Source organism: Vibrio sp. PSi01 (assembly GCF_054960695.1).
Map to the genome: position 1 here is coordinate 171,409 of NZ_JBHNYN010000003.1, position 14,803 is coordinate 186,211.

General features: G+C 43.2%; 13 protein-coding genes. 9 read left to right on the forward strand and 4 right to left on the reverse strand.

What is annotated here, in order from left to right; all coding sequences use genetic code 11:
- Both hutH and ACFI6G_RS06130 read left to right on the forward strand, forming a co-directional pair.
- The gene (gene hutH / locus ACFI6G_RS06125; protein WP_017085756.1) at positions 1 to 1,533 is read left to right on the forward strand and encodes a histidine ammonia-lyase; all 1,533 of its coding nucleotides are present in this window, start codon (positions 1 to 3) and stop codon (positions 1,531 to 1,533) included.
- 227 nt (positions 1,534 to 1,760) lie between these two features.
- Positions 1,761 to 2,486, forward strand: a complete 726-nt coding sequence (locus ACFI6G_RS06130) for a DUF3581 domain-containing protein (RefSeq protein ID WP_102286181.1) — start codon at positions 1,761 to 1,763, stop codon at positions 2,484 to 2,486.
- A 145-nt stretch (positions 2,487 to 2,631) separates the two neighbouring features.
- Here ACFI6G_RS06130 and ACFI6G_RS06135 read toward each other — a convergent pair whose 3' ends face one another.
- The 3 genes from ACFI6G_RS06135 to ydiJ form a co-directional block, all read right to left on the reverse strand.
- Complete coding sequence (locus ACFI6G_RS06135; RefSeq protein ID WP_102282749.1) at positions 2,632 to 4,260, reverse strand: trypsin-like serine protease; 1,629 nt, start codon at positions 4,258 to 4,260, stop codon at positions 2,632 to 2,634.
- A 152-nt stretch (positions 4,261 to 4,412) separates the two neighbouring features.
- Positions 4,413 to 4,874 (reverse strand): methyltransferase family protein, encoded by a 462-nt coding sequence (locus ACFI6G_RS06140; RefSeq protein WP_462710180.1) that lies wholly within the window; start codon positions 4,872 to 4,874, stop codon positions 4,413 to 4,415.
- 67 nt (positions 4,875 to 4,941) lie between these two features.
- Complete coding sequence (gene ydiJ, locus ACFI6G_RS06145; RefSeq protein WP_462710181.1) at positions 4,942 to 7,977, reverse strand: D-2-hydroxyglutarate dehydrogenase YdiJ; 3,036 nt, start codon at positions 7,975 to 7,977, stop codon at positions 4,942 to 4,944.
- Between the two features lie 222 nt (positions 7,978 to 8,199).
- On the opposite strand from ydiJ, the gene ACFI6G_RS06150 reads away from it, so the two are divergent.
- From ACFI6G_RS06150 to ACFI6G_RS06180, 7 genes are all read left to right on the forward strand, one after another.
- Positions 8,200 to 8,883: a DUF3334 family protein gene (locus ACFI6G_RS06150; RefSeq protein WP_010438244.1), complete on the forward strand. Its 684-nt coding sequence runs from the start codon at positions 8,200 to 8,202 to the stop codon at positions 8,881 to 8,883.
- Positions 8,884 to 9,091: 208 nt separating this feature from the next.
- Positions 9,092 to 9,781: a DUF2786 domain-containing protein gene (locus ACFI6G_RS06155; protein ID WP_010438241.1), complete on the forward strand. Its 690-nt coding sequence runs from the start codon at positions 9,092 to 9,094 to the stop codon at positions 9,779 to 9,781.
- Between the two features lie 112 nt (positions 9,782 to 9,893).
- Positions 9,894 to 10,562, forward strand: a complete 669-nt coding sequence (locus tag ACFI6G_RS06160) for an OmpA family protein (protein WP_010438238.1) — start codon at positions 9,894 to 9,896, stop codon at positions 10,560 to 10,562.
- A 157-nt stretch (positions 10,563 to 10,719) separates the two neighbouring features.
- Positions 10,720 to 11,748, forward strand: a complete 1,029-nt coding sequence (locus ACFI6G_RS06165; protein ID WP_010438235.1) for a J domain-containing protein — start codon at positions 10,720 to 10,722, stop codon at positions 11,746 to 11,748.
- 165 nt (positions 11,749 to 11,913) lie between these two features.
- Complete coding sequence (locus ACFI6G_RS06170) at positions 11,914 to 12,102, forward strand: hypothetical protein (RefSeq protein WP_010438232.1); 189 nt, start codon at positions 11,914 to 11,916, stop codon at positions 12,100 to 12,102.
- 363 nt (positions 12,103 to 12,465) lie between these two features.
- Positions 12,466 to 12,873: a SulA-like leucine-rich domain-containing protein gene (locus tag ACFI6G_RS06175; protein ID WP_462710182.1), complete on the forward strand. Its 408-nt coding sequence runs from the start codon at positions 12,466 to 12,468 to the stop codon at positions 12,871 to 12,873.
- 262 nt (positions 12,874 to 13,135) lie between these two features.
- On the forward strand, positions 13,136 to 14,239 hold the full coding sequence (locus ACFI6G_RS06180) for a phosphoribosylaminoimidazolesuccinocarboxamide synthase (RefSeq protein WP_016783900.1): 1,104 nt from the start codon (positions 13,136 to 13,138) through the stop codon (positions 14,237 to 14,239).
- A gap of 125 nt (positions 14,240 to 14,364) precedes the next feature.
- Here ACFI6G_RS06180 and ACFI6G_RS06185 read toward each other — a convergent pair whose 3' ends face one another.
- A complete protein-coding gene (locus ACFI6G_RS06185) occupies positions 14,365 to 14,742 on the reverse strand; it encodes a hypothetical protein (protein ID WP_010438222.1) in 378 nt (125 codons plus the stop codon).
- Between the last annotated feature and the right edge of the window lie 61 nt (positions 14,743 to 14,803).

The window sequence follows — 14,803 nt, forward strand, 5'->3', positions numbered from 1 at the left end:
ATGTTGAATTTATTACTTAAACCAGGACTTCTTGGCCTACCTGAACTTCGTAAGATTAGCCGTAGCCCTGTGAACTTATCACTCGATCCAGCAGCGATTCCTGATATTGAAGCGAGCATGCACGTTGTCGAGCAAGTGATTGCTGAAGATCGCACTGTGTATGGCATCAATACGGGTTTTGGCTTGTTAGCAAATACCAAAATCGCGCCTGAAGATCTCGAAGTACTGCAGAAAAGTATCGTACTTTCTCACGCGGCGGGCATTGGCAAATTCATGTCTGATGAAACTGTACGTTTGATGATGGTGCTCAAGATTAACAGCTTGTCTCGTGGCTATTCAGGTATCCGACTTAAAGTCATCAATGCTCTTATCGATCTAGTGAACGCGCAAGTTTACCCATGTGTTCCACAGAAAGGATCAGTTGGCGCTTCTGGAGATCTCGCTCCCCTTGCACACATGAGTACAGTTCTACTAGGTGAAGGCCAAGCACGTCACAACGGCAAAATCATCACAGGCTTAGAAGCAATGCAAATCGCTGGCTTAGAGCCAATCACACTTGCTCCTAAAGAAGGCTTAGCGTTGTTGAATGGTACTCAGGCATCAACTGCCTTTGCATTAGAAGGTCTGTTCGCAGCTGAAGACTTGTTTGCGTCTGCAACCGTGTGTGGCGCGATGTCTGTTGAAGCCGCGCTGGGTAGCCGTCGTCCGTTTGATCCGCGTATTCATCGCGTTCGTGGTCATCGTGGCCAGATGGATGCAGCACTTGCTTACCGCCATATGCTTGATCAAAAGAGTGAGATAGGTGAATCACACACTTGTTGTGAAAAGGTTCAAGACCCTTACTCGCTGCGTTGCCAACCTCAAGTGATGGGGGCGTGTTTGCAGCAGATTCGTAATTCAGCAGAAACCTTAAACATTGAAGCAAATGCCGTATCCGACAACCCGCTTGTTTTCGCTGACGATGGCGACATCATTTCGGGCGGTAACTTCCACGCAGAACCTGTCGCAATGGCAGCCGATAACCTTGCACTAGCGATAGCTGAAATCGGTAGCTTGTCAGAGCGTAGAATGGCTCTACTAATTGATAGCGCGCTAAGCAAACTACCGCCTTTCTTAGTCGACAACGGCGGCGTGAACTCTGGCTTTATGATTGCTCAAGTAACATCAGCAGCATTAGCAAGTGAGAACAAAACCTTAGCTCATCCGGCGTCAATAGACAGCCTACCTACTTCTGCAAACCAAGAAGACCACGTATCAATGGCCACTTTTGCCGCTCGTAGGCTTAGATACATGGCTGAAAACACCCGTGGGATATTGGCAGTAGAATATTTAGCAGCAGCACAAGGACTCGACTTCCGAGCGCCTAATCTATCTTCCCCTCGTGTGGAAGAAGCGAAACAAATTCTGCGTGAAAAAGTGAGCTTCTACGACAAAGACAGATATTTTGCTCCAGATATTGAGCAAGCTAACCTGTTACTCAAATTATCCGTTCATAACCACCTAATGCCAGAAGGTACTTTGTGCAGTTTCTAGTACTTAAAATACTTTAGTCGACACCAATTAAAGTATCATATAAACAAGGGCTATTAATTAGCCCTTGTTGCATTGAGCCAAAGGCCATATCTCCCTTAAAATCGTCACATACCATCTAACGTATTTATCTAATTGACTGATATATAAGAAAAGTTAACTGGATAGACCATTAGAACGAAGTTAGTTAGCTATAATCCAGCCCAGATTTGATGACTAATAGCGATACTATGTTTCTGACACCTTACTTTTCTACTGAAGACAATCAATTTCAATTCACTCGTGAACAGGCTAGCCACTTTGCTAAAAAAGTAGCCGCTGACTTCAACCCAATTCACGATGAAGACAACAAGCGCTTCTGCGTGCCTGGCGATCTTTTGTTTGCAGTACTTCTGCAAAAAGAAGGCATCAGCCAAAAAATGCGTTTTGATTTTTCAGGTATGGTGGGTAACGGTATCGCGCTTAGCGTTGACAACAAGTGTGAGAAAGAAAGCTCACTGGTTGACGAGAAAGGCAAAGAGTACCTGCATATGTCTTGTGAAGGTGAAAAGAGCCACGACCAAGAATTCATCGAACACGTAGTAACAAACTACGTTAAGTTCTCTGGTATGAACTTCCCACACATCATGGTTCCTCTTATGGAAGAGCAACAGATGATGATCAACTGCCAACGCCCTCTTGTGATTTACGAGAGCATGGAAGTTGAATTTACTCGCCTAGACCTATCTCACCCAGAAGTTGAATTCTCAGGTGCGACTTTTGATGTTGAAGGCAAGCGTGGCATCGTGACACTGAACTTTGATTTCAAAGAAGACGGCGAAGTTGTCGGTAAAGGCGTGAAACGCATGGTAGCAAGTGGCCTTAAGCCATACGACCAAGCTTCTGTAGACGACCTAGTAAACCGCTTCAACGAGCGTAAAGAGATGTTTCTAGCTCAGTTCGCAGCTGCCGCTTAATCAGCATCCTTATTTACACATCTCGATGTAAATAAGCTCTAGAACAAGATCAATAAAGCCCAGCTTGATATCCTCAAGCTGGGCTTTTTTATGTAGTGCGTAACTTTCGAGTTAGGACATAGTTATCAAGTTATATTTTCACTGGTTATCTTTTAAACCTTAGTTGTGAAAACGATTTACGTGCAATCAAACCACCAAAAAGAACTAATAACCAATGCCACCCCAGTGAACCACCATTGCCACCACCTGAGCTTTTTGCGTTCTGTGTCCCTTCAGACTTAGATATTTTTATCTCATCGGTATAGGCAAAGTTAGTAATCGTAACTCTGTCGTCCCCACCAGAAACGGAGCCATCTTTCACATATTCAATCATAAAACTATTGTTAGTATCTCTAACCAGCGGTAGGTTCAACGAGCCAGAAAACTCACCAGAGGCACTATCACGTTGTTGGCCATTAATATAAACCGCAACAAAGTCATAATCTGCTTCAGACGATGCATTTAGGTCAAACGAAACCGTACCAGAAGGGATACCTTCAACAATAAGCGCTGTAGATGTACCGTGGCTAATCGACGGTGAGGCCAAAAAATCACCTTCGGTAATCCAAGCTTGCGTGTTGTAGACACCACTGTTAGGTACGTTGACATAAGAGTTCACACTATTATTTACAGATCTTACCCCGATAACAGAAGCCGTTGAAGTAACCGTGCCTACCAATAAGTCAGTATCTACATTAATACCAAATTCATGTTCACCAATTGAATTTAGATTGTAGCTAACCATAACTTCACAGCTTTGCCCTGCAGTTAAGGTGCTACATCCATTGTCTGTTATATCAGTATCATTACCAGAAATTGGATAGACACTGTTTACTTGCATGTTTTGATCAGATTTATTTGTGAATTTAAAGGTATGTGAAATAGGAGCCAATAATTTTGCACCTAGCATTTCAATTTGACGGTAACTAAACCCTGTTTTCTGCTCATCAATCCAATCATCAAAGTGGCTAATATTAGTATAGACACCGTAAGCGTTAGCCTCTGCACATCCTTTACCCCAGCTCACAATACCCAGTTGTTCATACGTTCCATTAGTCGAGACAACAATTGGACCACCACTGTCACCTTGGCAAGAGTCATAACCGCCATCACTGTATCCCGCACAGAATGCATCACTACCAATAAAGGCATACCCACTGTGAGGGACACTAGTACATTGGTACTGGTTAACTAAGGGAACATTGACTTGATACAGTTCACTCTTCGACGAATATCTATCAGATGCGTCCTGATCACCCCAGCCCATGACCGTTAGCATTTGACCATCATTCAGGTTACCGCGAACATAACCATCAACGAGATTAACCACAGACTCAACTGGCTTTTCTACGAGCTCAATAATGGCGATATCATTGCTTGTCGCTGCAGAGTTGTAATATTCATGTACATAAATATTATCAACAGCGTATCTATGTTGTGCAGCTTGAGAGGCAGAAAGATTTGATACACCAATCACCACATCTAGATCTTCACGACCATTACCTTCCACACAGTGAGCGGCAGTTAATACATATCGCTCACCAATGAAACTCGCACCACAAAACTGACCGTCATAAGCGCTCACGTTCCTTGAGACTAACGCAGCCATAAATGGCCAATTTCCCTCTGTCGCTTCTTTACCGTTTATAATTCGAGCTGAAACATCTGCCAACACCGACGTTGAAGACAGACTCACTGCATAGATACCTAACGACAACCATTTAGCCTGAACCATTTTTATTACCTAGCCTTTTATATATTTTAATAATGACGCGCAGGCTATTTTATAAAAAAGCAATATGAAACATTAGTTATATTATTTTGTGATGAAGCTCAACTAAATGATAACAGTTCCTATTTATTTACTTAATTGTATTAAAATTTACATCAGATCCAGCGTCTAACCTTTTGTTTATAATCAACATATTCAGCTCCGAATAATTGCTCTAGAGCGCGCTCTTCTGGCTTAATCTGGAACTGATTCATATAAACTACGAATACAAAACTGAATAAAACACTGAACAGGTTTTGGAAGAAATAGCCAAAGCAAAACAGTAGTATGAATAACCCTAGATACATAGGGTTGCGTGTGTAGCCAAAAATGCCACTGTCCACAACTGAAGAAGCGGTTTCAATTTTAATCGGGTTAACTGTGGTTTTCTGTTTTCGAAACTCCCATATACCAGCCAACCCAACTACGCCACTCAAAGCAATTCCGAGCCCTAAAACGATGAACTTGTAAGGTAATAACACCATTCCTGCACTCAGCTGATGAGCACTAAAATAAGATGCGATGAATACAAATATAAACAGAGCAACGGGTGGGAGTTTTAACTCTAGAAATCTCATAGCTTTCCTTATTAACAATTCCATTGTTAGTTTAGAAAAAAGCCCAGCAATTGCTGGGCTAAATAGTTTAAAGAATTTTGGCAAGCGCCTGTAATGGGTGGGCAAGCTTCTCACCCTCAAAACGCTTCACTTGGCTGCGGCAGGAATAACCTGTCACCAAGCAACGATCTTTTGGTAAGTCCTGCATTTGAGGCTTCCAGCTTAAACCGTATATGTCTTTCGACATTTGTAGCTTATCCACTTCGTGGCCAAAAGTACCCGCCATACCACAACAGCCGACAGGAACACTGGTTAACGCAGCACCAAAGTGCTTGAAAATAGTGCTCCACTCTTTTTCTGCGTTCGGCATTTTGGTTTTCTCAGTACAGTGAGCAAACAAGTACCAAACTTCTTCACTTGCAGAGCGCGCTTCAAAATCACCTAACGATGGCAGTAACCATTCATGGACTGTCAGTACATCAAAATCACCACGTTTATCAGCTAAGATCTCGACATATTCATCACGGTAGCAAAGCACTAGTGCAGGGTCGACACCCACTAAAGGAATGCCGATATCAGCCACCATCGACAAGAAATCAGAGGTCGATTTAGCTTCACGAGCAAAACGGCTTAAGAAGCCTTTGATATGCAGTGCTTTACCATTCGGCTTGAATGGCAGTAACACAGGGGTTTTACCAAGCTTTTGAGCCAGAGTAACGAAGTCTTCAACAACTTCTGCATCATAGAAGCTAGTAAACGGGTCTTGAACGATCAACACGTGCTGTTTCTTCTGCTCAGAAGAGAGCCTTTCTAGATATTGAAGATCGAACAGTTGCAGCTCTTTGCTCGCTAGGCGATTTTTAAGTGTAGGCACCGACATCAGTGGTGCATCAACATAACCAACCGTTTTCGCTGTTGCGGTTTGTATCCACTTTTGACCCAAGGCAGCATTAACAACCTTTGGCGCTTTCGCCATTAGCGGCAGCATGGTTTCAATGTTAGCGACTAAGTAGTCTTTTGCAGGGCGTTGGTAGCGTGAGTAATAAATGTTTAAGAATCGAGAACGGAAGCTCGGAACATCAACTTTAATCGGACACTGGCTCGCACACGCTTTACATGCGAGACAACCATTCATCGCTTCGTGAACTTCATGAGAAAAATCATATTCATGGCGTTTGTTCATTGTATTGCGAACACGTTCCACCATGGTTTTGACCGGAGTATTGTCCTTCAGCGCTTCTTGCTCTAAATCGAGAATATCGACGCCTTGTTCCGTTAGCTGACGCAACCACTCTCTTACTAAACCTGCACGGCCTTTTGGTGAATGACGACGGTCAGCCGTGACTTTCATCGAAGGGCACATTGGCGAGCTAGTATCGTAGTTGAAGCACAAGCCGTTACCATTACATTCCATGGCTTGTTTGAAGCTATCACGAACTTGTACGTCGATCTGGCGGTCGTAGAAGCCACGCTTGGTATCGGTGACTTTCACCAATTCAGCGTCGCTTTCTAATGGCGTACAGATCTTGCCTGGGTTCATCTTGTTGTGCGGGTCAAACGCTGCTTTAACACGTCTTAACTCAGTAAACAGCTCTTCACCAAAAAAGTCTGGCCCATATTCAGAACGGAAACCTTTACCGTGTTCACCCCACATCAAGCCGCCGTATTTCGCCACCAGCTTAACCACTTCATCAGAGACTTCGTGCATCAGTGCTTCTTGCATCGGGTCACACAGATCAAGTGCCGGACGAACGTGTAATACGCCCGCATCAACGTGACCAAACATGCCGTAGTTCAGCTCTTTTGAATCGAGCAGCACTCTAAATTCAGAAATGAAGTCCGCCAAGTTTTCCGGTGGAACACAGGTATCTTCAGCAAAAGCGACCGGTTTAGCTCGGCCTTTCGCCGCACCTAATAGACCCACCGCTTTTTTACGCATGTTGTAGATTCGACCTATGCTCGCTAAGTCGCTGCACACTTGGAAGCCAATCACACCCGCTTCTTCGGTTTCTACCATACTTTCAAGCTGTGCAGTCAGCGCTTGAACTTGTTGTTCAACTTCCGCTTCATCTTGACCTGCAAACTCAACCATGTTGATGCCAAGCATCTCTTTATCTGGAACATCCATCAGCAGGTCGCTCACGGTGTGCCAAACGATATCTTGCTTCGCTAGGTTCAATACTCTTGAATCTACCGTTTCTACAGACAACGCTTTCGCTTCTACCATGAACGGAGCATTACGCAGCGCTGAATCAAACGTATTGTATTTCACGTTAACCAATGTCCGCGCTTTTGGAATCTTCGTTAGGTTTAATTTTGCTTCCGTAATAAATGCTAATGAGCCCTCTGCGCCACACAGTACACGTGTAAGATCAAAGCTATCATCTTGTTCGCTAATCGCGTTCTTCAGGTCGTAACCCGTAAGGAAGCGGTTTAACGGAGGGAATTTATTGAGGATCTGAGCACGCTTATCTCGACACACGGCTTCAGTAACGGCAAGTGCATGATGGGCAAACTCACCTTCAGTAGGTAAGCCATGTGATAAATCAGATTCAAGACATGAGCCATCCGCAAACACCGCTTGCAATGACAATACATGATCTGACGTTTTACCGTACTTCAATGACCCTTGGCCAGAAGCATCAGTGTTAATCATGCCGCCTAACGTCGCTCGGTTACTGGTTGATAGGTCAGGAGAGAAAAAGTAACCATAAGGGCGAACTGCATCGTTCAATTGGTCTTTAACGACACCAGACTGAACTCTTACCCAGCCTTCTTTCTCGTTAATCTCAAGAACCTTGTTCATGTAGCGTGATAGGTCAACCACGACACCTTTTGTTAAGGATTGTCCGTTGGTTCCGGTACCACCGCCACGAGGAGAAAAAGTCACGCGTTCGTAAGCAGATTTAGAGCCCACTTTGCCGAGCAGCACAACGTCTTGAGTTGTTTTAGGAAGGATGACCGCCTGCGGCAATTGCTGATAGACACTGTTATCAGTCGCCACAGCCAAACGGCTAGAATATTGAGATTCAATGTCGCCAGTAAAGCCCGCTGTTTTTAGTTCATCTAAAAAGCGTACGACAACTGGATCGACATCAGCATTGAGTTGAAGTCTTGGTAACATTTGCTTCCTGCCCCTACTTCGCTGATCCTATCAGCATTGGGTTATCTGAGATTTTTAATAATTTTCTTTGAATTTCGTCACTTTACTACTATTAAGATCATATAAAAAGGTGATCAAATCAGAATCTCAGTGCAAGAATGGAGAAATAGTCACTTTCGTCTTAATTCAGTCACAATATACTGAATAACATTTTGTTTAAGACATCTCCATGAGCACATCACAATGAAAAAAAACAAAACAGTCACAACTGAAGATATTCTTCTTAAGCTATGCCAATCAGTCTCAAGCGTACTCACTTCAGCGACGGCTTCTCAGGTGTCCTATTCAGCTATGGTTCAAAAGATCAACAAGACAAGTCTGAAGCCAGACTTTGGTTGTTTCGTCTTATTTGACGGTGGCTTTTCTGGTCTTGTTGTCATCAATTTTACGTCGAAAGCCGCGTTAGAGATCTATACCAACTACATGCGTAATATGGGCATGCCTGAAGACGAACTGGCGGTACTGCATACTTCAGACGAAGTGGGTGATGTATTGGGCGAGCTGATGAACCAACTTGTCGGTGATTTCACCAACAAAATCCGTAAGGAACTGCAAACTAACATCACGCAGAACCAACCGAAAATGCTGGCACTGAATAAACAAGTAAACCTTTCTGTTGATACCAACCTCGATCGTCCACAAGCCCGTCGTGTGACCTTCTCGACTGCAAACAACAACATCTTCTATCTTGAGCTTGCAATGGATAAGACGGAATTCATCCAATTAGAAGAATTTGAAATCACTGAAGACGAGTGCCCAGATAGCATTCTTGAGGCGACTCAGAAGAAAATGCAAGAAACCAACAAGCCAGCACAAAACTCAGGCAATGATTCTGCAGCGGATCTACTCGATGAACTTGGTATCTAGTTTGCGAAAGTACTAGTTAATCCAGAAAATCGGGTCACTATCGCCATCAATACACTTGATGGCGTTTTTGTATTCTTCAAAAGCCGCCTTTACCCTCCTTAATAGCGGATGGCCACACACCGACAAATGACTTTTGACTTTGCTGTTAACCGCCAAAACATGTAAAATGTCGGACTTTTAAAAATTTGCGGTAATGATTAAGTAGTCGATGGATAAGAAAAAAGCCCTAAAGAAAATTGCCAAGTGTCTTGAGCTTGGAAATTCTGCGAACGTCAATGAAGCTGCCAATGCGATAAAAATGGCGCATAACTTGATGCTGAAATATGGTCTCGAAAAAGACGATATTGAATTTATCAAGATGGGAAAGACTCAATCCTCTCACCTGCTACCTGCAAATATCAGTTCTACACTGCTGCGTGTTATTCGCGGTATTAACACCAAGTTTGGCGTAGAGGCGGTGTTATTGAATCACAAAGGCCTTAAACGAGTGGAGTTTATAGGTGAAGCGGATCGCGCTATCTTTGCTGCATTCGCATTCGATATTATTTATCGCGAGCTAAATGAACATACAGGCCAATTCAGAAATAGCTTTGCTGGTTCTGGAACAGGGTCGCTTGAAGTGACACGTCGTGTGAATTCATTTGTCTCTGGTTGGGTTGAAGGCGCACTGGAAAAGCTACCAACCATTACTCCAGACGATGAATCAAACAACAAGATCAATAACTACATCGATAAAGAATTCAAAAATATCGACCGTGAGACCTTCAAGCAACAATTAAGAGAAGCGATGAAAAACCTCACCGCTGATTATGAAGTTGGCTTGAAGAAAGGTCGTAAATTGTCTGTTAATAGACCAGTTGCCGGGGCCCAGGCTGCTAAAAAGATAACAAAATCATAGAGCCGCTTTACATTGCTTCAACGTATTGATAAAACCATTATTAATATTTACAGGACTATGCTTGTCATTCGTTACCCATAGGTTTGACAGAAGTACATGATGGAGAAATACGTTGAAAAAAATCACTTTAGCCCTAGCGCTTACTGTCGCTTTAACGGGGTGTCAGGCAACTCAACGCCAAAATGCGACAACGGGTGAATCTGAGACGAACTCTGCAACTCAAGGTGCTCTAATTGGTGCTATCGCTGGTGCAGTAGCTGGTGTTGCAACAGGTGACGACTCTAAAGATCGCCGCAAGCGTGCATTGATCGGCGCTGCAGGTGGCGCGGCTGTCGGTGGTGGTATTGGTTACTACTTCGACCAACAAGAAGCTGCACTTCGTGAAGAGCTCATGAACTCTGGCGTTCAAGTGGAACGTGTTGGTGAGAACCAACTCCTGCTTCGCCTAGAAAATGGGATCGGTTTTGATTCGGGCTCTTACGCTTTAGAATCAAGCATTCACAACACACTACGCGGTGTTGCTCGTATCTTAGTTGAATACCCTGACACAAGCCTCGTGATCGACGGCCATACAGACAGCACTGGCAGTGAATCAACTAACCAAATTCTTTCTGAGCGTCGTGCTGAATCGGTTCGCGCATTCTTGATTTCTCAAGATGTCGCTGCAGGCCGTGCCATCGCTCGTGGTAACGGCGAACGTTACCCTCTATGTGACAACAACACGTCTCAAGGTCGTGCTTGTAACCGTCGCGTAGAAATTCAAATCTTGCCGCTTAAGTAGCACGATTAAAGCCCAGTAACCTTTATCTATTGAATTAACCACTATATAGTTGCTTGTCAGTCGTATGGTTTATTTTAAGCGTTGCGACTTAACACTCAGCCACATAGCGTATTCATACTGATACATCAGCACTGGGCTTTTTTACGAGACTTATCTTTTGCTTATCTTATCCAACTTCTGGTCATCGTCACTTCTTAGAACTTTATTTCTAGCCCTAACACTGATCGCCCCAAATTTAGCTCATGCTCAACTCTCATTGAACTCACAACCTCAAGACCCAGCTTCTCAGTATCAATTAGCTCAAGCGTATGAGCTGGGAATTAATGTGCCTCAAAATATCGACGACGCATTCTATTGGTACTCGCAATCAGCGGACAATGGCAATCCAGATGCACAATTTAGACTTGGCGAATGGTACTTGGCAGGAACAAGAATAGAGCAAGATAGCAAGCTCGCTTTAGAATGGTTCATCAAAGCGGCACTGCAAGGCAACAAGCGCGCCCCCTTTGAGGCGGCTAAGATCTATGAGTCCTCACTTGATGAAGATCTCCTTCAGCCATTAGATGCCGCACAGCTATGGTATGAAGCTGCTTTGAAAGACAATTCTGACGCAGAAGAGGGCTACAATCGCATTCTAGAAGAACAATTTAATCAACAACGTGCAAAGCAGATCTCTTCAATTGAGCAGCTTAATGACAACGTCAATGCTGAAGCTAGCACAGTTCAGTCCTCTAAAAAGGCGGCTATCCGTTCTAACCTAACGCATTCGGACTATCTGATTGGTGTAGCCTTGGCCCTGTTGATTTCAATTGCCAGTATCATCATGACGCTGGTCATATCTAAAAAAAGACTGACTTTGAAATCGGGTGAATTGGGTCAGCAAAAACAGACACTTGAAGCACAGATTAGCTCGAAAGATTTGACCATTAAGCAACAAAAGCGTCAGCTTCAAACCATTTACAACGAATTAAAAAAACAAAAAAACAGCAAAGGTCTGAATAACTTGCAGGTAGCCTGCGCGTTATTCGGGTACACGCCAAGCTCGATTCCTGATCAAAAAAATATCAAAACCCGATACAAGCAGCTCTCTAAGATCTATCATCCGGATGGTCATGGATGTGACGAAGAAATGAAACGTTTGAACAATGCGCTAAAAACCATCTTACAAAATGTTACAAAACCGTAAACAACCACACACCTTTGGCTTTCCAATTCGCAAATATATCGATTTTATTAGTGTTGCAATCGATCCCCTTCTCAAAAACAGGTAACAAACTATTAACTAATGGGGCTTACTTATGTCATAATTTGCGCCGAAAATACACCTGACGTATACAGGTGAGGAGAAAATATGTTCACAGTAGAAGGCGTTTGTGATTGGTGCAAAAAGCCAAGCCTAGTTAAAAAGCACGATTACCTAGATGGTAAGTGTCATCATGCATGTAAAGAGTGCAATGACATTGCAACCATTGATGTTCGCCAGTTCAATATTGGTGAAATGGAGATGAGAACAAAACTCTCCCAAGCCACATTAAGATAAGCAACAACATTGAAATATAAGAAAGCGCCTGAGGCGCTTTTTTTGTGTCTGTGGTTTTAGATTTTCTCTTCTCTCTTCTCTCTTCTCTCTTCTCTCTTCTCTCTTCTCTCTTCTATACAGGCGTATACAGTACTTTTCTGTCAAAACCACTGTATACACCTGTATAAAGCTCACATTTTTTCAAATTATGAGACAAAACAACAAATTCATTCGAATTTAATTTATTAAATAATTTCAACAACTTAACAACATCACACCTATAACTTCAGACAAAATCGTCCAATAATCCCGCAAAAAATGCTTGATCTTATAAGCAACTAAAACTACTGTATACACATACAGCATGTATATAAGGACAGCAAAATGATTCAAGCACACGTTAAAGCCCAACACTCTAGCCCGCTAGTTCACTGCGTATTTACATCAGTTTCTCGTAAAAGCAAAAATTCAAACGAGGAAGCGTTGTTCGCTAGAATGGCGTTGCTGTCCAATCAACATCAGTGGTTACTGTTTACGGCTCAAACACCGAGACCATCCGCTAAGCAGCTGAAGCAACATAATGTTTGCTGTGACCGCGTTATTCATATGAAAGCCTCTAACCAAATGACTGAAGTAGAAACAGTCGAGAAAGCTATTCGCTCTAAGAATGCGAGCGCAATCGTTGCAAGTGCTTCTATCGACTCATTCAGCCAACAGTATCTAAGAATGTTAGGACAACGCTTTCAATGCGAAGTGTTCTTCATCGATGACAATTCAGAACGCATTCACTAAGCCACCTCGCTTAACAATTTAGCTAACAAACATAGCTCGATAACATAGCTCCAAAACACAGCCAATAGACTGCCTTCCCCTGCCCTACAATTCGCCAATTTTTAAGCGGGTCGTTAGGCGGGGGGTTTTTATTTGATTAATAGATTTAGCAATCGATTGCTTTTTCTCTGGAAGCAAAGACTAGATTGGGTATAATGCCCGTCTAATCATGTGCACACCGCACTTCTCTGTATGACGTTTGATAAAAGATAGGAATGTCTAAATGAGCCTTGCTGATCAAGTTCTTGCCGTAAATGATGACCTACCAATCCGTACTGACAAACCTGTCCACAGCGGCAAAGTTCGCTCAGTCTACTGGTTAACTGAAGAAGATAGCCAACGACTAATTAAAGACAAAGGCTACGACGTAGCACCGGATGCGCCTTTAGCCATCATGGTGATCAGTGACCGTATCTCTGCGTTTGATTGTATCTGGCGCGGTGAAGGGAATCTTAAAGGTGTTCCGGGGAAAGGAGCAGCTCTGAATGCTATCTCTAATCACTGGTTCAAATTGTTTAAAGACAACGGGCTTGCTGACAGTCATATTCTTGATATCCCTCACCCATTCGTATGGATTGTTCAAAAAGCTCGTCCAGTAATGATTGAAGCGATTTGTCGTCAATACATCACAGGTTCAATGTGGCGTGCATACGCAAACGGCGAACGTGAATTCTGCGGCATCGAGATGCCTGAAGGCCTAGAGAAAGACAAGAAGCTACCTGAACTGCTGATCACACCTTCAACAAAAGGGATTTTGAAAGGCATCCCTGGCGTACCAGAAGCTGACGATGTGAACATCACACGTAACAACATCGAAGACAACTTCGCTGCGTTCAACTTTACTCAAGCCAGTGACATTACGCATTACGAAAAACTTCTAAAAGAAGGCTTCAACGTAATTAGCCAAGCACTCGCAAACGTCGATCAAACCTTTGTTGATACTAAATTTGAGTTCGGTTATGTAAACGATGCTCAAGGTAAAGAAAAGCTTATCTATATGGATGAGGTCGGTACACCTGATTCATCTCGTATTTGGGATACTCAAGAATACAACAAAGGCAACATCGTCGAGAACTCAAAAGAAGGTTTCCGTCAGTTCTTACTTAACTACTTCCCTGATGCAGACATTCTGTTGAACAAAGAGCGTATGCCAGAACGTGAAGCTCTAGCTCGTGACAATGAACTTCCTTTGGATGCATTGATGTCTCTTTCTCGTACTTACCTTGATATCGCAGCGAAAATCACCGGTGCAGAGATAGTACTGAGTGAAAACCCTAAGCAAGAGATCATCGATGTATTACGTGCCGACTACGGACTGATCGATTAATTACGCTAGATGACTAATACAGCTTGGATACAAAAAGGGCCTCAACATTGAGGCCCTTTTTATGTCTGTTGATAAGTTGCCGAACACTTTTAGTGTAGGTTAAAACTGATGGCTGAAACTGGTCGCTAAAGCTTAATGGTAAGCTCTTCTCCAGTATTTCCCGCAATCATTAAGTGACTACGTGATTCGATATATTCGATCTGCTCTTCTTCAAGAGAATAAGGCATCACAACTTTGAGTTCGTTGATCCCTTCTAGTTTGGCAAGTTTAAGCAAGGTAACAATATTTGATTCATCGCTTTTACGTGTAGACATTGATTTCAATGCCATCTGCCATAAACGATCTTCTGGGGTGCCCAACTCTTTGATGCTATCTCGCCAGACGGTACTGAACACTGGCGCAATTGTGGTAAGAGCTTCCAGAAAAGTCCACTTTTTACTGCATGAGGCGCCAAGAAATGTTGTGTAATCGAACTCTACACGCGTCTCTTCCTGTTTATCCATGATGTCCCCCGACACTTTGGCAACACAATATACTCAATATCTATCAACTTTTTCTTTATAG